The 17482-nt window shown below is 50.9% G+C and carries 15 protein-coding genes, 2 tRNA genes and 1 other RNA gene; 13 read left to right on the top strand and 5 right to left on the bottom strand.

Features of this window, described 5'->3' with window-relative positions:
* Positions 1-194: 194 nt before the first annotated feature.
* Positions 195-494, bottom strand: a complete 300-nt coding sequence (locus BW941_RS16695; RefSeq protein ID WP_076517989.1) for a helix-turn-helix domain-containing protein — start codon at positions 492-494, stop codon at positions 195-197.
* A gap of 1104 nt (positions 495-1598) precedes the next feature.
* Here BW941_RS16695 and BW941_RS16685 point away from each other — a divergent pair.
* The 12 genes from BW941_RS16685 (at position 1599) to BW941_RS16630 (ending at position 11994) form a co-directional block, all read left to right on the top strand.
* A non-coding RNA gene (locus BW941_RS16685) (RtT sRNA) lies at positions 1599-1715 on the top strand.
* A gap of 271 nt (positions 1716-1986) precedes the next feature.
* Positions 1987-3087 (top strand): AraC family transcriptional regulator, encoded by a 1101-nt coding sequence (locus BW941_RS16680; protein ID WP_076517985.1) that lies wholly within the window; start codon positions 1987-1989, stop codon positions 3085-3087.
* Between the two features lie 175 nt (positions 3088-3262).
* Positions 3263-5053 (top strand): lipase family protein, encoded by a 1791-nt coding sequence (locus BW941_RS16675; protein ID WP_076517983.1) that lies wholly within the window; start codon positions 3263-3265, stop codon positions 5051-5053.
* Positions 5054-5142: 89 nt separating this feature from the next.
* Complete coding sequence (locus tag BW941_RS16670) at positions 5143-5745, top strand: hypothetical protein (RefSeq protein ID WP_076517981.1); 603 nt, start codon at positions 5143-5145, stop codon at positions 5743-5745.
* A 91-nt stretch (positions 5746-5836) separates the two neighbouring features.
* Positions 5837-6925, top strand: coding sequence for an AraC family transcriptional regulator (locus tag BW941_RS16665; protein WP_076517979.1), 1089 nt, complete (start codon positions 5837-5839; stop codon positions 6923-6925).
* A gap of 312 nt (positions 6926-7237) precedes the next feature.
* Positions 7238-8746, top strand: a complete 1509-nt coding sequence (gene gltX, locus BW941_RS16660) for a glutamate--tRNA ligase (RefSeq protein WP_076517978.1) — start codon at positions 7238-7240, stop codon at positions 8744-8746.
* Positions 8747-8899: 153 nt separating this feature from the next.
* A tRNA-Ala gene (locus BW941_RS16655) sits at positions 8900-8975 on the top strand.
* Positions 8976-8997: 22 nt separating this feature from the next.
* A tRNA-Glu gene (locus BW941_RS16650) sits at positions 8998-9073 on the top strand.
* Between the two features lie 130 nt (positions 9074-9203).
* Entirely contained in the window at positions 9204-9776 is a 573-nt protein-coding gene (locus BW941_RS16645; RefSeq protein WP_076517976.1) for a KdsC family phosphatase, read from the top strand.
* A 3-nt stretch (positions 9777-9779) separates the two neighbouring features.
* Entirely contained in the window at positions 9780-10790 is a 1011-nt protein-coding gene (locus BW941_RS16640; RefSeq protein WP_076517974.1) for an NAD-dependent epimerase, read from the top strand.
* A complete protein-coding gene (kdsB, locus tag BW941_RS16635) occupies positions 10790-11563 on the top strand; it encodes a 3-deoxy-manno-octulosonate cytidylyltransferase (RefSeq protein WP_076517973.1) in 774 nt (257 codons plus the stop codon). The genes BW941_RS16640 and kdsB overlap by 1 nt, the downstream gene beginning before the upstream one ends.
* Before the next feature lie 14 nt (positions 11564-11577).
* Positions 11578-11994 carry a DUF3429 domain-containing protein gene (locus BW941_RS16630; protein WP_076517971.1) on the top strand — a complete coding sequence of 139 codons (417 nt, stop codon included), beginning with the start codon at positions 11578-11580 and terminating at the stop codon, positions 11992-11994.
* A 9-nt stretch (positions 11995-12003) separates the two neighbouring features.
* Here BW941_RS16630 and BW941_RS16625 read toward each other — a convergent pair whose 3' ends face one another.
* The 3 genes from BW941_RS16625 to purB all read right to left on the bottom strand — a co-directional run bounded on the left by BW941_RS16625 (position 12004) and on the right by purB (position 15686).
* The gene (locus BW941_RS16625; RefSeq protein ID WP_076517969.1) at positions 12004-12915 is read right to left on the bottom strand and encodes a GNAT family N-acetyltransferase; all 912 of its coding nucleotides are present in this window, start codon (positions 12913-12915) and stop codon (positions 12004-12006) included.
* A gap of 72 nt (positions 12916-12987) precedes the next feature.
* The gene (locus tag BW941_RS16620; RefSeq protein ID WP_076517968.1) at positions 12988-14142 is read right to left on the bottom strand and encodes a cupin domain-containing protein; all 1155 of its coding nucleotides are present in this window, start codon (positions 14140-14142) and stop codon (positions 12988-12990) included.
* A gap of 179 nt (positions 14143-14321) precedes the next feature.
* A complete protein-coding gene (purB, locus tag BW941_RS16615; RefSeq protein ID WP_076517965.1) occupies positions 14322-15686 on the bottom strand; it encodes an adenylosuccinate lyase in 1365 nt (454 codons plus the stop codon).
* A 234-nt stretch (positions 15687-15920) separates the two neighbouring features.
* Here purB and BW941_RS16610 point away from each other — a divergent pair, with 234 nt between their 5' ends.
* Positions 15921-16484 carry a DedA family protein gene (locus tag BW941_RS16610; RefSeq protein ID WP_076517964.1) on the top strand — a complete coding sequence of 188 codons (564 nt, stop codon included), beginning with the start codon at positions 15921-15923 and terminating at the stop codon, positions 16482-16484.
* A gap of 33 nt (positions 16485-16517) precedes the next feature.
* Here the strand turns inward: BW941_RS16610 and BW941_RS16605 are convergent, their stop codons facing one another.
* Complete coding sequence (locus BW941_RS16605) at positions 16518-17351, bottom strand: 6-pyruvoyl trahydropterin synthase family protein (protein WP_076517962.1); 834 nt, start codon at positions 17349-17351, stop codon at positions 16518-16520.
* Positions 17352-17482: the final 131 nt, after the last annotated feature.

Below are 17482 nucleotides of genomic sequence, written 5' to 3'. Positions count from 1 at the left end.
AAGTTTTTGACCATCCTGAATGCGATGATCCGGAATGGTCAGGAGTGGTCTTATGAATAATTATTTAGCTACGGTTGAACCACAGTCGCTTGTTAAGCCTTTCTTCAAGACGTTTTTTTGTTGTAATGTTATATAACCCAGAATCCTTCAGGGTGTAGGATTTATTCTTAGACTTGATTCGCGGCTTTGGTCTTTTAGGCTTTGGCGTCGTGGCGCGCACTAATCCACTCCATGGCTTTAATGATTTTACTAGCGCACTTCAATCTCAACCTGTCTGACTTCTTGGCAGCATCCATATTCTCTGAAAACATCATGAGGGACGATGCAGGTACAGAAAAGTATTCTGCGTACTTTTCTAATAAGTCCATAGAAACCGGTTTTTTGTTAGATTCAATTTCCGACAGGTATGATTTTGAGATACCGAGTTTATCGGCTAACTCCACCTGCTTGATCTGGTGGAAAACACGTATCTGTTTTAAGGCTTCATTCAACATTGCTAGATACCATCGTTTTTCACACTAGGGACCACTTAGTCTTCATCAGACTCACCACTAAAAAGGTCAATCAGCTTACAAACTAAGCGTAGAATCAGTAACGCCAGTTTGATGAGCCAAAAGTGCCTTGGACTGCGCGGCTTGTCCTGCTTCAGTCTAAGTGTCCGTCGATAGTTGTTTGTCTTAAATTTCATGAGAACGTTCTCCGTGTATAGGACTACCCCAATGGCAATCCATATCGCCAAACACGGAAAAGAGAGTTATCGACGGCAAACCCTGCGCAAATTAAACCTTGCTTTCGCCAGCAAGGTTTCCACATCGGTAAACACAGTATCGGTATCACAGTGATACATGGATAACAGTTGCACCCGTGGAAATGTTAGGAGCAAGCTCCCACGGAGTAATTTCATACTCCAATGCACTTAGGCGAATATCATCTCACTCAAACAACAACGCCATGATAAATCTCGGGTTCGCGGTTTGTCAAACAAAATTCGCTATTAGCGAACTTTTTATGTCCAAGCGTAGAGGAGTTGCTAACTGGTACATAGGGAACTTGAAGTAATTTTTCCGCATCTTAGCTGTTTGGAGTGTCTGCACCATAATGAGGCGCTGCCTGATTGGTGCGTCGTCGTTTGAGATGACGGAGGGGCAGCTCATGAAAGCTGGAACCTAACCTTTGTATATACTCGTTAGCTAAACTAGAAATATGTAAGCTGAATGTCTGTTCTGTATATGGCGTTGTTTTTGCGTGTTTTGCACGTTCTCAGCTTCAATGCGCGTTTGTATGATAGGACTCTGATAGTTGCATCGGGGGCTATAGAGTCACTTAGGTGAGGCTTGATAAGGGGAGGTGCCCAAAAGCCAGCTGAACGCTCATTGGTAACTGGTATGGGTCAAAACTGTTGATCTGGTTGTCTGGTACATACAAAAGTACATACAATAGTGAGACAAAACCCATAGGCACTAGGTTAAACCGGGGCTGAAAGCTGATGTATGGCTTGATGAGTAGGATGGCGATGAGTCCCTCCCTCACCGCCACTAATTCTGAAAAAACCGTGTTCTTGCAGAAGTTCGCGGTTTTTTTATGCCCAAACGTTATAGCTAGAGGCGGCGGTAGGAGGGTGAGAATCCTCGCAGGTTCGAGTCGAACGTAGTGAGACAACGTCGGAGCCTGCGACGACGGCCCGAAGGGCGCATGTAATCCCTCCTTCCACTTTCTCGGCCCGGCCACTAATTCGAAGAACCCGGTCAATTGGCCGGGTTTTTAATTGCCCTTCGATCAGGCTCAATCCGGCCAGTCATTTGAGATCACATTCGAGTTATACGACGTCATTGCTGAATTTTCAGCGTTTCTGGTAGGAAGTTTTTCGGTTAATTGTGGTCACTACGGTCAAAAAAGGCCTTATGCGCATTGCTGCCAATTCAGCGCGAGGTGTATCCTGTTTGCTCAATTTGCGCGACATAAAATAACAACAGCGCGGTGCGAGCTATGGATCTAGACACTAAGTGTATACCTTTGGGTCACATACAGACCTATTTCAATCTGAAGAAATCGATCGAGGTTGATGCTGACTGGCTGATGAAACGCACTATGCTTTCGCCAGACAATCCTGATGAACTCATGGAGTCCATCACTGGACTGGAGCCGCCTTTGATGTACGCGCGTGCGGGCATCGATCTTGGCGAAGAAGACGGTGTCGGTATGTTCGTGTCTGCTCGGCAGGTTCTGAATCTCGTTGAGCAGATAATGGACGCTTTGAAGATGCCCTATATCGGTCTGGCGATGGGTAATCTGATGACAGTGTCACACCATGGTATGGCCGGCCTGGCTGCTGTAACTCAGCCTACGCTGTGGGATTGCGGGCAAGCGGTGGTGCGGTTTTGCCGTGAATTATTTCCGCCTCTGGAAATGAGTGTCACTATTGATGGTGAGGAAGGGTGGTTTGCCATCGACGAGAACATTCCGCTGCATCCTTATTCGCACTTCTTTGTTGAGCTGAATCTGGTGAGCTTTTACAACATCTTCCGTGATCTTGTGGCTAATGATCCGGACCTGATGCCGGTCCGCGTGGAGATCGGTTACCCGGAGCCGGGGTGGGGTCACATTTACCGACGTTACTTTAAATGCCCGGTTGTTTTCGGTTGTCATCAGTCTCGTATCATCGGTAAGTCGATGTTGGCAAACCATGAGTTGCCTCTTGCGAATCGTCTGATGGCAATGACGGCTGAGAAGTCGCTATTCGAAAATATCCCGACAAAGGCAATGAAGTACCTGCCGTTACGGTTGAGGCGATTACTTATTCGTTATTACGGTGCTTTCCCATCCCTGGAAAATGCGGCCAGCGAATTGGGCATGAGTGGCCGTACTATGCGACGTAAGTTAAAAGATGACGGTACGTCTTATCAGCAAGAGCTGGATTTTGTACGACAGAAATTTGCCCGTGAGTATTTTGCTCGTGGTGGCGACTCTGTAACCGAGCTCGCCCATTTGCTTGGTTTTGCTGATTCTTCTGCTTTTGCAAAGGCCTTTCGCCGTTGGACAAACATGTCTCCCAAAGAGTACATGGCGTCAATTATGGCCAGGACCTGACGTTAAGTGGCCATCGGTTCAAGGTGGCCGAAAACACCGTCTGGCAGTGGCCATTTCAGACCGATCACTGTCCGACAATTGCGAGCACAGTCACATAGTTGGGGCGTAAGGTAGATCACAGGTTCGGAAACATCCGTCCGTTATAAAAATAACGAAACAATAAAGGTGATCTACCATGTCTGACTTCAAACTGAAGGCCGGCGCCCTTGCTCTGAGCGCAGCTCTGCTAACTCCGGTCGCCGCACATGCGGCAGTAGAAGGCCCGTCCGGAATGGACTTCTACGATATTCCATCAATCAATACCAACCAGAACGGTGACCTGATCTGGTATCGCGACGCTAGCGTAAATCTCGGTGCTGGGGCCGCGCTGGCTAAAGCATACAACGTTATGTACCGCTCTACAGACTCTCTCGGTGCCGAGAACGCAGTTACTGGTACTGTTTTAATTTCAAGCAATGAGTGGACTGGTGCGGGTGAGCGCCCAACGCTGAGTTATGCCGTGGGTACACATGGTCTGGATCAGTCTTGCGCTCCGTCCATGCAACTACAGGCCGGTAGCGATTACGAGATCCGTAACATTCGTGCCGCTCTTGAAAAGGGCTATGCGGTACTGGTAACTGACTATCAGGGCTATACCACGGGTGCTACACCTACCTATCTGGCCGGTGAGTCGCAGGCGCACGCCGCACTGGATATTTTCCGTGCCGCCTCTCAGATTCCTCGTGCAGGGATAGATGCTGAAGCGCCTGCTGCTGTCTGGGGTTTCTCTCAGGGTGGTCAGACTGCTGCGTGGGTCGGTCAGATTGCAGACGATTATGCACCCGACCTTGATCTGGTAGGTGTGGCATCAGGTGGTACTCCGGCTGACTTCCCTGTGGTTGCTGATTATCTGAATGGCAGTACAGGTGCATCCTTCCTTCTGGGGGGCATCATTGGTCTATCCGAGCAATATCCGGATGATATCCCTGTCGATCAGCTTGCCAGTGCGAACGGTAAAGCGGCCATCGCTGACTATAAAAACAAGTGTACTTTTGAGTTCCTGTTCGACTACATGAACCAATCTCTCAGCTCTTACACCGTTGGCAACAAAGATCTGGATGAACTTTTGATGGTGCCTTCAATCGGTCAGCGCATCAATGAGCAGAATCTGGGTGGTGCAGGTGCGGATGTTCCTGTTCTGCTTTATCACGGTACTGCGGATGAGTTCATTCCAATTGAGCAAAGCGTTGAACTGAAAAAAGACTACTGCCGACGCTTCGATAAAGTCACTTACGACGTCTATCCAAGTGAGCACATCGTGACGCTCTTCCAGGCGGCCCCAACCGTTCTGACCTGGCTTGACGAGCGTTTTGCTGGCCAGAATCCGCGTAACAGCTGCTACAGCTTTGCTGCTGATCCTGTATCAAATGCTAATCCGGGCGGTGGCGATTTCATCGTGACTCTTGATGAGTGGAACCTGGATGCAGAGCTGCACCTGGCGACACTGAATCAGACGGTTGAGCTTCCTGAAGATACCTCAATCACTGCAGATGCAAACATCACCGATGAAACCCTGGTCGGCGACCTGTACGTTCCAGACTTTGATACAGAGCTGAATATCCTGGTGAACCTTGATGTCGCGTTGTCGGTTGAGCCTGTTGGTCAGATCGAAGCGACTAACCGCCTGAGCCGCGACGGCATACTGGCAATCAATGGTTCGACTCAGGCCAACGTTCTGATTAATGCTGCCGGTTTCGGTTGGCTGAAGCTGCCGTTTAACTGTAAAACCATTGAGCCTGCGAACTTCGATCTCAACTGGGAAGGTCCAATTGCTGACTTCGGTGCAGGCGGTATCGTGTTTGAGGGTGAAACTGAATTTTCAGAGCTTGAGTGTGGTTGGATGACCGCGCTGTTCAACAGCCTCGTGGCTGGCCCTGGTCAGGAATACAACTTCCGCCTGGTTCCACCAGCACCAGAGCGCCTGTAAAACTCTGATGGTCTCCTTGGCCAGGAATCGAACGGACTCGATTCCTGGCATTTTTCACTGAAGTAACAGAAGTACAAGAGGTAAAGAGTATGTTGAAAATAGCTATCGCTGCTGGCGTTATCACTATTGGCGGGCTCGTTTACTACACAGGATTCGGTGGTATGCAGAGTCTGAAAGCTTCCGTTGAACCTACTCACGCTACGCAGACAATGCCAGCCCCCGAGTACACGACAGAAGAACTCGCAGCAATGTCACCAGATCAACTCATTCAGATGCAGAAAGATGCTCTGGCCTCGGCCAAGGCTTCAGCGTCGGACGTTGAAGAGCTCGAACGAATTGAACGCCGCCCTGATTTCGTATCTCCAGCAGAATGGATGATGCTTCAGGCCGTAGCTGCCAAAAAGGCGAACCCGCAAACCGAGCTTTTGCGTCTTGTTAATTTATTGCGATTTAATAAACAGCTCGAAGCGCTAGATAAAACATCAGATTCTGATGAGCGAAACGTTCTCATAGAAGCGGTACTTGCTCAGTTGCCAAAGCGCATCGAAAATCAGGAAATGTCGGTAGAAAAGGCTCAGTCAATCCAATTGAAACTGATTTCTCAGATATATTCTGACGATGACGACGTTCGCGCCCGAGCCGCAAAAGAAGCCAGACGTATAGGTGCGGAGTTCACTATTAAGGCCTCCTGATTGGCCCGAAGTGCGTATCTGCCCCACGCAAGATTGATCTGCCTACCGGCTATTGGTAATTTCAGGTTCAAAATCCTCTTCAGGAATATTTATGAACCTGGATACCCCCTGCATTCCACTCGGGCACATTCTTACGTATTTCAATATCGCTCAGAAGCCTGATCTGGGACTTGACTCGATCGAAGGTGATGAAGACTCTCGTGCTGTTCAGCTGAATAAGTTGATGCAGGTGTCGATGGGGCTGGATCACAACGACATGTTCTTACATGTTGGCGTTGATCTCAGGGAGGGCAATATCGCCGGTCGTTATATATCGACGCGTCAGGTGCTTGGTCTGGTAGAGCAGTCCATTGAACATATGCGCATGCCGTATCTGGGGCTTTTCATCGGAAATATCATGACGGTGTCCCATCATGGATACGCGGGCCTGATGAGCATTACCCAGCCGACTCTGAAAGAATGCAGTCAGACAACAGCGCGCTTATGCCGGGAGCTGTTCCCAGCCCTGGATATGTCAGTTCACGAGGCTGACGGATTGGTCTGGCTGGCAATCGATGAGAACGTCTCCCTCGCTCCCTATACCCATTACTTTATGGAGCTGAACAGTATCAGCTTTTACAACATCGTCTGTGACCTTGTCGGGCGCAATCCCGAACTTGAGCCAGTAGCTATTGAGTTCAGTTACCCGGAGCCAGCCTGGGGGCATATTTATCGTCGCTATTTTCGTTGCCCTGTGCGTTTTTCCTGCGCTCAGACCAGAATCATCCGTAAGGCGAGCAGTGCCGACTTTGAGTTGCCTCTGGCCAATCGATTGTTGGCGATGACGGCAGAAAAAACTCTCTTTCAGCGGATTCCAACGAAAGCGATGCAGTTTCTGCCCCTGCGCTTGAGGCACTTTCTTGTGCGCTCGTACGGAGCATTACCTTCGCTTGAGCGCGCCGCGGGTGAGTTGGGTATGAGTAGTCGTACCTTCAGAAGGCGTCTGGCAGAAAATGGTACTACCTATCAAAGAGAGCTGGATGTAATCCGGGAGCGCTTTGCACGAGGTTACTTTGCGCGTGGAGGTCAGTCTGTGGGCGAGTTGTCTGAGTTGCTCGGTTTCAGTACAACCCAGGCGTTCAGTCGGGCTTTTAAGCGTTGGACAGGGCAGACCCCCTCGGCCTTCATAAAAACGTTGTAACCGGTAACCACTGAGTTCATTGAACGTGTCAGGCTGGCCGATACTGTACGTTTTCTTTATTAGCGGTATGGGGCGACGTCGTCTGAAGAAATTGTTGCCAATGGTAGTAAAGAAAACTGTAGCAATTGAGGTGGCACGGTATCGTCCCGCATAAACGTAGTTGGTGAGGTGATCATAAACCTGACTGAAATTGAGAAAGCTGTAGCTCGCTGACCGCTAGTGGAGCGAGTGTAGACTGGCAATGCATTCGTCATGCAATCGACCTGGTATTTCTCTATAATCGCGGCAGTTTTGAGTTAACCGAGAATCACCATGACTGTCCGCACACGCGTTGCGCCGTCTCCTACCGGCGACCCCCATGTAGGTACCGCTTATATTGCTCTGTTTAACCTCGCATTTGCCCGCCAGCACGGCGGTCAATTTCTCCTGCGGATTGAAGATACCGATCAGGTACGCAGCACCCCTGAATCTGAGCAGGCGATTCTCGACAGTTTGCGTTGGCTTGGCATGGACTGGGATGAAGGTCCTGATGTTGGTGGCGATTACGGCCCTTACCGTCAGAGTGAGCGCCGTGCGATTTATGAAGAACACGTACAGAAGCTGCTTGATAGCGGCAAGGCCTTCAAGTGCTATCGCACCGCCGAAGAGCTGGATGCGCTGCGCCAGCTGAAACAGGAAAGCGGTAACCAGACTGCTCTGAAAGTATCTGACCTCGCTTTACCTGAAGACGAGGTTAACGAGCGTGAAGCAGCAGGGGCGCCGTACGTTGTGCGCATGAATGTCCCGGAAGAGGGCGTTTGTGTCGTTAAAGACATGCTGCGCGGTGAGATTGAACTGGACTGGGCTCAAGTTGACGCTCAGATTCTGATGAAATCCGACGGTATGCCAACCTACCACCTGGCCAACGTCGTTGATGACCATCTGATGGCCATTACTCACGTGATCCGTGGTGAAGAATGGATCAGCTCAGCGCCTAAGCATAAGCTGCTTTACGAGTACTTTGGTTGGGATATGCCAGAGCTGTGTCATATGCCGCTGCTGCGTAACCCGGATAAGAGCAAGCTCAGTAAGCGTAAGAACCCAACGTCGATCATGTTCTATGAGCGAATGGGCTTTATGCCAGAAGCCGTATTGAACTACCTCGGCCGTATGGGCTGGTCTATGCCGGACGAGAGTGAGAAATTCAGCCGTGATGAAATGTTCGGTAACTTCGACATTAATCGTGTGTCCCTGGGTGGCCCGGTATTCGATGTAGAGAAGTTACGATGGCTGAACAGCCTCTGGCTGCGTGAGCTGTCTCCTGAGCAGTTCGTTGAAAAGTTCGCACAGTGGGGTTTCCGCCCAGAGAACGTGTTGCCACTTGTTCCACATGTGCAGCCGCGCGTTGAGGTGTTCTCCGATGTTGCACCATTGGCAGGGCACTTCCTGTCAGGTATGACGCCTCTGACGCCCGAAAGCTTCGAGCACAAAGTGCTGGATGCTGAAGCAACAACCAACATCCTGCAGATGGGCTTATGGCAGCTGGAAGCTATCCGTCACTGGGAAAAGGAGAACATCGAGCAGGCGCTGTTCGGGCTGGCGAAGCAGATGGATGTCAAAATCCGCGACTTCCTGTACCCATTCTTTATCGCGATTGCCGGGACATCTTCGACCATCTCGGTGCTCGATACCATGGCCTTGCTAGGCCCGGATATGAGTCGTGCGCGTGTTCGTCATGCAGTCGATACCTTGGGTGCTCCGGGTAAGAAGAAGCTGAAAAAGCTTGAGAAAGAGTACACCTCGCTGCTTATCGCGATGGAAAATGCTCAGCAAGCTGATTGATCAGTTCAGCAGTACTGATTAACCAAATGAGCGGCTTCTATGCCGCTCTTTTTGTTTGAGCTGGCGTTGTAAGTTGTTGTTTATGTGAATTTTTTTCGCAAAAGAGTTGACAGCCCAGAGGGGCGCCATTAATATTCGCCCACGTTTTGAGACGGGGCCTTAGCTCAGCTGGGAGAGCGCAACACTGGCAGTGTTGAGGTCAGCGGTTCGATCCCGCTAGGCTCCACCAAAACCTTCTTGCTTGTCCTTGTGTCCCCATCGTCTAGAGGCCTAGGACACCGCCCTTTCACGGCGGTAACAGGGGTTCGAATCCCCTTGGGGATGCCACTTATTTTTCATATCTGCATTTACACCTCCAGTTTTTAAGAACTTATCCTTTAGTCCATTTTTTAATGCCTGTTTTTTGGTGTCATTCGTCGTGAAACGGTACAATGCCAAAAATTTTTGGTGGTTGGATATGGTTCATCTCCCTAACGCAATTAAAGAAAAAGCCCGCGCAATACGCCTTGTCGTTTTCGATGTGGACGGTGTACTAACCGATGGCACGCTCAGTTATTCCGCCTCTGGTGAAGAGGTGAAACACTTCAATGTCAAAGACGGTGTTGGTATCAAACTGCTCAATGTTTTTGATATTGATACTGCCATCATCTCCGCAAAGGACTCGGCACCGCTTGCCAAGCGAGCTGCAGATCTTGGTATCAATCGTTTTTTTCCTGGCACCAAAGAAAAGTGGCCAGTGCTGGCGAATCTGATGGATGAGCTGATGGTTGACCCGTCCGAAGTCTGTTATGTCGGTGATGATGTTATTGATCTTAAGGTAATGACCCGCGTTGGTTTAGCTATTTCCCCCGCAGACGGTTTCTGGATGGTGCGTGATCGTGCCGACCTTATTACTGAAGCATCGGGCGGGAAGGGCGTTGCCCGCGAAGTTGCCGATATTGTTCTCGGCAGTCGCATGCCCTTAGAAGAAGCCTATATTAAGGCCATGCTTCCCGAGTTTGAAAGTCTGAATGACGCGAAGGATAAGTAAGTAGTGAAAATATTAGTTACTGGCGCTGCTGGTTTTATCGGCGCTTTTACCAGCAAAAAACTGGTTGAAATGGGTCACGAAGTAATCGGTGTGGATAACCTGAACGATTACTACGATGTGGCACTTAAGCACGGCCGCCTGGGATGGCTGGAGCCGCTGAGTGGTTTTCAATTTAAACAGCTTGAACTGGCTGACCGTGATGCCGTTGCAGCGTTATTCAATGAACATAAGTTTGATCGCGTTATTCATCTGGCTGCACAGGCCGGTGTCCGTTACTCGATTACCAACCCTCATGCCTACGTTGATAGCAACCTGATTGGGTTTGTGAATGTAATGGAGGGCTGCCGTCATCATGAGGTGGAGCACTTTGTTTATGCGTCTTCCAGCTCCGTTTATGGCTTAAATACCCACTTGCCGTACAGCACTGGCGATCGCGTGGATCATCCGGTTTCACTTTACGCAGCGACGAAGAAATCCAATGAGCTGATGGCACACACCTACGCTCATCTGTACCGTTTGCCGACGACCGGTCTGCGCTTTTTTACTGTGTATGGCCCGTGGGGGCGTCCGGATATGGCGTACTTCAGCTTCACTAAGGCGATTCTTGAAGGCAAAACCATTAATGTCTTCAATCATGGCAAGATGCAGCGTGATTTCACCTACATCGATGATATCGTTGAAGGCGTGGTGCGCATTGCGATGAAAGTGCCAGAGCCGGTCGAGAACTGGACGCCGGAATCTGGTGATTGCTCACGCAGCTCAGCGCCGTACAAAATCTACAATATCGGTAATCATAATTCGGTTGAGCTCGGTACCTTCATCGAAACGATCGAAGGCGCACTGGGTGTTGAGGCTGACAAGAACTATATGGAAATGCAGCCCGGTGATGTGCTTGCCACTTATGCGAACGTGGATGATCTGGCGGCTGATGTTGATTTTGCCCCGAATACACCACTGGCAGACGGTATCAGCACCTTCGTCGACTGGTATAAAGACTTCTATAAGGTCAAATAATGTCTGGATATAAAATCGTCATTCCCGCTCGTTATGCATCAAGCCGATTACCCGGCAAGCCGCTGATTGATCTGGCCGGTAAGCCTATGATCCAGCATGTATACGAGCGTGCGCTTGAAGCAGGCGCCGAAGACGTTGTCGTTGCTACCGACGACGACCGGATCGCTGATGTTGCACGAGGTTTTGGTGCGGATGTTGTAATGACCTCTCCGGATCACGAGAACGGCACTGAACGCATTGCAGAGGTGGTCTCGGTAAAAGGCTGGCCTGCGGATACTGTCGTCGTGAACCTCCAGGGTGATGAACCACTTATCCCTAAGTCTCTGATCGAATTGACCGCGGCAGGACTGCTGCAGAACTCAGATGCTGGCATGAGCTCTGTCTGTACGCCGATTACCACCGCGCACGACGCCTTCGACCCCAATGTGGTTAAGGTTGTACTGAATGAACGCCACTTTGCGATGTATTTCAGCCGCGCACCTATTCCATGGGATCGCGACCTCTACAAAGAGAGCCAGGAGGAGGTGACAGCGCGCATGCCTGTATACCGTCACATTGGTATGTACGGGTACCGGGTTTCTTTCCTCAACGATTACCGTGAGATGGCGCCATGTCCGATTGAACTGACCGAATCGCTGGAGCAGCTGCGGGCACTCTGGTACGGCGTAAATATTCATATGTCGGTTATTGATCAGGCTCCGGGGCATGGTATTGATACACCGCATGACGTTGAGCGTGTAGCTGCTATTCTGAAAGCAGGTCATCACAACTAAGGTCTGGAGTCACTATGAACGGAATTAGCCAGAAGTTGGGTTACGCGGGGCTGATCCCGTTCGTCTTTTTTGCTTTATCTGTCCTTGCTGGCAGTACCTGGGCCCTCGATTTTTTCACCCTTTATTCCGCATTGATTCTCAGCTTCATGGCGGGTGCTTGCTGGGGTGTTATGCAGGCACACCGTGATCATGTGTCTTCGGCAGAGCTAGGATTGTCGATTGGCGTGTTCCTGTGGGGTTGGCTGATGTACTTCGTTCCTCATATTGCCGGACTGCCAGGCCTGTTACTCGGCTACTGGGTTCTGGTCTGGCTGGAGCGCCAGCCTGTCTTTCGTCAGAGCTATAAGCGGGATTATCGGACCATGAGGTGGACGCTCACGCTTGTGGTCAGTGCCTGTCATGCGGTCGCTTTCTGGGGGCTGCTGACCTGACCTCGTCTATTACAGAGATAACCGTCGCGCTTCTCGTGGACGCTGGCCTGTCTCTGTGAGGGGCTTATAGTAAGCCTCCATGCGTTTCACCCGGCTGGCGTCTCCCATAGTCGCGATCCCTTGCGTTTCGTCGGTAAGCTGCAACAGGCCCCACGGTGCAGTAATAAGCAGATCGTCCTGGACTTCAGGGGAAATTCGCAAGCTGATACGACTGCTGAGTCTCTGTTGTAATCGCAACAGCGGGTGGCGGTTCATGCCGCCCCGCTCAGAAGAAATCAGAATTTTTACCCGGCGGCGGTGTGAATCCAGAGCAAATTCCCTGACTGCGTTCAGTGCATGCTGATCCCACCATAATGGATGAGTTAAATCGGAGCAGGTGATAATAGCGTTGCGTGGACGCATGGCAAGAATCATTTCGACCCAGCCTACAAGCGAAATTAAGTCGTTCTGTGGATAGACATTTTTATCGCGACCCGGGCGAAATACGTAATTTGTTTCGGGTGCCCCGGGCGCCTTATATACATTAAGGTGGGCAATCCCTGCGTCGTCGAAAAAACCTGCTTCAATGTTGAAGCCACTCTTCTGATAAAAGGGGATGGCATGAGCCTGGGCAGCGGCACGTATGTCGCGAATCTTTAACTCATTGCGGGCATAGTCTTCAATAGCATTGATCAGTCTTGAGCCCCAGTGCTGCCCTCTGAATTCTCTCAAGACAGCCATTCTTCCGAATTTACCATTATGTAAAAGACGTGCACATCCCACTGGATTCCGCCCCTCAAGAGCCAGGAAATGGATGGCCTCAGTATCGTATTCGTCCCACTCAAGTTCAGGTGGAACGTTCTGTTCCTTAATGAACACTTCTTCGCGGATTTTTCTAATAATGTCGCGCGATGCCCGCCAGTCTGTGATGCGAATTTCCAAGTATCTTCGTCCCTGTTTTTATGTAATGAAAAGAATGGCTGCTTAATCGTAAATCATCAAGGAGTCGGGAGTTTAAATGGCAACAATCAGGTCACAAAAAATGAGGTTGTTGAGCAGTTTTTTTGTTTCTGACTCTACGAAAGAGCCGATCAACCATTCGCTGTCAAAGTAAGGGGAGTCGCAGAGCTGCTTAACAATTTGACGGGAAGATAGCGGCAACCGAATCACTTCACCCTGACAGTAGAAAGCGACAGACGAGTCATCGATGCTATATGCGAAACGAGCTTGAGGATGGCGACCCCACTGATTAGCTTCCTGCAGTGTGTTCACGGTATCTGCCCAGTCATGATCAGAGACCTCGTAAACCGGTGCCTGCTCATCATATTTGGCTTCTGTCATAAGCTGTCCCAGCGTGGCCTTGAGCAGTGCAGGGTCGTCAATTGCTTTGATCAGAAGAGACTTCAGGCGCTCAGCAGCTTGATCGTCAATTTCTCCGGGCGAGCTTTGAGCTGTGATACCAGCATCTGAGTAGCGATCATCCTGGGTCAGTGTGGGTAATACGGAATCAATCGTTCTTTCAAAAAGCTCAGCCGTCGAGGGTGCCCGGAAGCCGACCGAGTAGGTCATGCATTCGCCCTGCGAAATACCCCAGTGGGCGAGGCCGGGCGGAAGGTAGAGCATATCGCCGGGCTCCAGCACCCAACGATCTGTCTCTGCAAAGTCCGCGAGTATCTTTACGCTAGGGCCCTCAAGGATGCTGCTTTTCTCTGAGCACATCTGGCCGACTCGCCATTCTCTCTGCCCTTCGGCTTGCAGCAGGAATACGTCGTACTGATCCCAGTGCGGGCCTACGCTGCCGCCATCGGTGGCGTAACTAATCATCAGGTCGTCGATACGCCACGAGGGAATAAAGCGGAAGTGTTCCAGTAGTTCAGCAGCTTCTGGTACCCACTGATCGACCGCCTGGACTAATAAGGTCCATTTGTTTTCCGGCAGAGCGCGATAGTCGGTCTCGGTGAAGGGGCCTTTTTTCACTTCCCATGGGCCTGCCTTACCTTCTTCGATGATCAGGCGTGACTCGATGTCTTCTTCAAGGCTGAGGCCTGCAAGCTCGTCGGCCGCCAGTAAAGGTTCAAAACCTGGAATCGCCTGACGGATAAGTACCGGCTTCTTTTGCCAGTAGTTGCGCAGGAACTCTTCAATATTGAGATGGCCGAGGACGTGCATTAGGGGGGCTCCGAAAGTACAGGCGGGGTGCTGTCAGGTGAGGGTCAGAGGAGAGCGCTGAGGGATATGAGTCGCATTCAGACGCGCCGTTAACCCATCCATGGGGGCTCCCGCATGCCATCCATGGCATGCAGGGTCTTCATACGAAACATATCCCTCTATGCGAAGAGATTTTTCTATTAGACCTTCTTAGCCTGCGCCTCTGCATTACCTACGTAAGAGGCTGGCGTCATTGCATTCAGTTCGTCTTTCGCAGACTGCGGCAGTTCAAGAGACGCGATGAATTCACCCATCGCATCTTTGGTGATGGCTTTGCCGCGGGTAAATGCTTTCAGTTTTTCGTATGGCTGCTCGATACCGTAGCGACGCATAACGGTCTGAACTGGCTCTGCCAGAACTTCCCATGCGTTGTTCAGGTCTTCGGCGAGGCGGGCATCGTTTACCTGCAGTTTGCTGATGCCTTTCAGAGACGCCTGATAGGCGATCATGCTGTAGCCCATGCCTACGCCCATGTTACGCAGAACGGTGGAGTCGGTCAGGTCACGCTGCCAGCGTGAGATCGGCAGTTTCTGTGCCATGTGTGCGAGTACTGCGTTTGCCAGACCGAGGTTACCTTCGGAGTTTTCGAAGTCGATTGGGTTGACCTTGTGCGGCATCGTAGAAGAGCCTACTTCGCCGGCGATGGTCTTTTGCTTGAAGTAGCCGTTCGAGATATACGCCCAGATGTCGCGGTCGAAGTCGATCAGGATGGTGTTGAAGCGCGCGAATGCATCGAACAGTTCCGCGATGTAGTCGTGTGGTTCGATCTGAGTCGTGTATGGGTTGAAGGTCAGGCCAAGTGACGTCACGAAGGTTTCTGCGTTGGCTTCCCAATCGATATCAGGATACGCAGACAGGTGAGCGTTGTAGTTACCAACAGCACCATTGATTTTGCCCAGCAGTTCTACCGCTTTGATCTGTTTGATCTGACGCTCCAGACGAGCCACCACGTTCGCCATCTCTTTACCCAGAGTAGAAGGCGATGCAGTCTGGCCGTGTGTACGGGACAGCATTGGTAGGGCAGCCTGCTCGTGGGCCAGCTTGCGGATTTCGTCAGCGATCTGCTGCATCATTGGCAGAATGGTGTCGCGACCTTCTTTCAGCATCAGACCATGAGACAGGTTGTTAATGTCTTCTGAGGTACAAGCGAAGTGAACAAATTCGTTAACCGCTTTGAGCTCTTCGTTGTCAGCAAACTTCTCTTTGATGAAGTATTCAACGGCTTTGACATCGTGGTTGGTCGTCGCCTCGATGTCTTTTACACGTTGCGCGTCGGCTTCGCTGAAGTTGGCAACGATGGCGTCAAGTTGAGCATTGGTGTCTGCAGAGAACGCTGGAACTTCGGTGATGGCCTCGTGCTCGGCAAGACGCTGCAACCAGCGGATCTCAACTTCAACACGGGCACGGATAAGACCGAATTCAGAGAAAACAGCGCGCAGTGAAGCAGTTTTGCTGCCGTAGCGGCCGTCCAGCGGAGAAATAGCGGTAAGTGCAGACAGTTCCATGGGGTCTCTCAATCTTTGGTAATAGGTTGGGCATTCGATGCATTTTCTGGCGCGGGATTCTAACGGATTTTGAGCGAGATCTCAGTACCTGAGAGCCAATATGAAGTGAATCAGTCGTGAATTATTACCGGTAAGTCGAATATTCGGGTATTTAAAGCCAGTTACGTAGGCAATGTGGGCACTTCTGGTACAATCGCCGGTCAATTTTTACGGGTGGCTTTAGCAGGACCACGAATGCTCGACAGTTTATTTGGTTACATCGATCATCCAGCCTGGCCTGTTCTGGTCGTGGTTGTTTCTACTTTTATGCTCGAAGATTTAGCGATTATCGGTGCAGCATTGCTGGCCGCGAGTGAAAAGATGGCGCCGGGCATAGCCTTCTTTGCTGTTTGCCTCGGAATGTTTATCGGAGATACAGCGCTATATCTGTTAGGACGGGTGGCCCTTGTATGGCCAAAACTGCGACGTAAAATACGTCACCCCATCATACAGAAGCAGGTGCAACCATTAAGGGACTCACCGTGGAAACAGCTGATGCTGATTCGCTGTATGCCGGGGCTCCGTACGTTTGGGTATATTGCCTGTGGTTTGGCAAGGGTTCCTGCGACGCCTTTCTGTTTTGCTAATCTGGCGTCGATTGTTGCCTGGGCGGCGGCTCTGTTTGTTACAACTTACGTACTCGGTCGTCAGTTCGGAGAGCAGCTTCACGAATGGATGTGGTTTCTCTTGCCGTTCGCCATCATCGCGTTCATTTATACACAACGGCGCGCTCGCCAGTCGATGGAGGAGGCGGCCTGATTGATCAGGCTGCTGCGCAAGCCGCCGTATTGATCAGACTTGTACCATGGCGCCTTTGTTTACCCCCTCAAAGGCGCGAACACGAATATCTTTGCCCGGGTGGCGCTTGCTGATTTCTTTAGCGAGATGATCAGCGATCAGTTCAACTGTCGAATCGGTGCTCATCATGTAGCAATGTGCGCGGTTCAGGGTCAGTGAGAAATCACCTTGTTGTGCAGTGTAAGCGAAAGATAGTGTGTCGTTGTCGTCTGAGGCGAGATCCTCAGTGCTGCCGATGTAAATATCCCGCCAGAGGTCAGCCCAGTAGGACTCTTCCTGCTCATCACGCTGACCATCAAGCCAGATCTGGATGCGGGAACGGTGTCCGTGGGCAATTCGTTGGCAATTCCCTGCGTGCTTCTTAAGGCCGTGAGAGTAGTGGTAGAAGGCACCGTCAATCGTTTCAGTGGTGAAGTCCAGGGTTAGTTGGTCAATGGTATCCGGGAAATACATCTGGAGCTGTTTGATAGACCAGGCAGCGACGCTCGCCGCTGTAATTTCAGCCGTGTCGATCAGGGTCACTGCTTGTGCTGGAGCACTCATTTCGACGATGCCGCGCCCGGTTTGCATAGAAATATTCACGCGCTCACCGGTCTTCTTAACTTCGAGGCCAGGTGCCTCGGCAGGCACAAGAAGTCTGTGGTCGAGTTCGGTATCCAGCCACTGACGAAGTGTTTTCTTAACAATGCCGAAGTCACAGACCATGCCCTGGTCATCCAGTGCTCCTTCAAGGATGGCTGACGCCCACCAGGTCTCTCCGACGATCCCTCTGTTCGCGTCTAGGTAGCTGAAATCGACATTGGTGAGTTGTTCGACAAATAAGTGCATAAATACTCCGGTGCAGATGGGCGCGATTATAGAGCAAAGATGGCGACGACGCAGCCAGGCAGATTCGGCATGGCGAAGTGCCGGGTTTTGTCAAAAGGGCGCTGTCTCTGGTGGCATCAGAACGCGTGGCT

It is taken from the genome of Thalassolituus maritimus, assembly GCF_900156675.1.
GTDB lineage: Bacteria > Pseudomonadota > Gammaproteobacteria > Pseudomonadales > Oceanobacteraceae > Thalassolituus > Thalassolituus maritimus.
The sequence above is the reverse complement of the archived record's forward strand: the minus strand, read 5'-3'. Positions and strand labels throughout refer to the sequence as shown.

Excerpts from the sequence above, each read along its gene's own strand:
- BW941_RS16675 (WP_076517983.1), top strand. The coding sequence starts at position 3,263 with ATGTCTGACTTCAAACTGAAGGCCGGCGCCCTTGCTCTGAGCGCAGCT.
- purB (WP_076517965.1), bottom strand. The coding sequence starts at position 15,686 with ATGGAACTGTCTGCACTTACCGCTATTTCTCCGCTGGACGGCCGCTAC.
- BW941_RS16680 (WP_076517985.1), top strand. The coding sequence starts at position 1,987 with ATGGATCTAGACACTAAGTGTATACCTTTGGGTCACATACAGACCTAT.
- BW941_RS16610 (WP_076517964.1), top strand. The coding sequence starts at position 15,921 with ATGCTCGACAGTTTATTTGGTTACATCGATCATCCAGCCTGGCCTGTT.
- BW941_RS16620 (WP_076517968.1), bottom strand. The coding sequence starts at position 14,142 with ATGCACGTCCTCGGCCATCTCAATATTGAAGAGTTCCTGCGCAACTAC.
- gltX (WP_076517978.1), top strand. The coding sequence starts at position 7,238 with ATGACTGTCCGCACACGCGTTGCGCCGTCTCCTACCGGCGACCCCCAT.
- BW941_RS16630 (WP_076517971.1), top strand. The coding sequence starts at position 11,578 with ATGAACGGAATTAGCCAGAAGTTGGGTTACGCGGGGCTGATCCCGTTC.
- BW941_RS16645 (WP_076517976.1), top strand. The coding sequence starts at position 9,204 with ATGGTTCATCTCCCTAACGCAATTAAAGAAAAAGCCCGCGCAATACGC.
- BW941_RS16695 (WP_076517989.1), bottom strand. The coding sequence starts at position 494 with ATGTTGAATGAAGCCTTAAAACAGATACGTGTTTTCCACCAGATCAAG.
- BW941_RS16605 (WP_076517962.1), bottom strand. The coding sequence starts at position 17,351 with ATGCACTTATTTGTCGAACAACTCACCAATGTCGATTTCAGCTACCTA.
- kdsB (WP_076517973.1), top strand. The coding sequence starts at position 10,790 with ATGTCTGGATATAAAATCGTCATTCCCGCTCGTTATGCATCAAGCCGA.
- BW941_RS16670 (WP_076517981.1), top strand. The coding sequence starts at position 5,143 with ATGTTGAAAATAGCTATCGCTGCTGGCGTTATCACTATTGGCGGGCTC.
- BW941_RS16665 (WP_076517979.1), top strand. The coding sequence starts at position 5,837 with ATGAACCTGGATACCCCCTGCATTCCACTCGGGCACATTCTTACGTAT.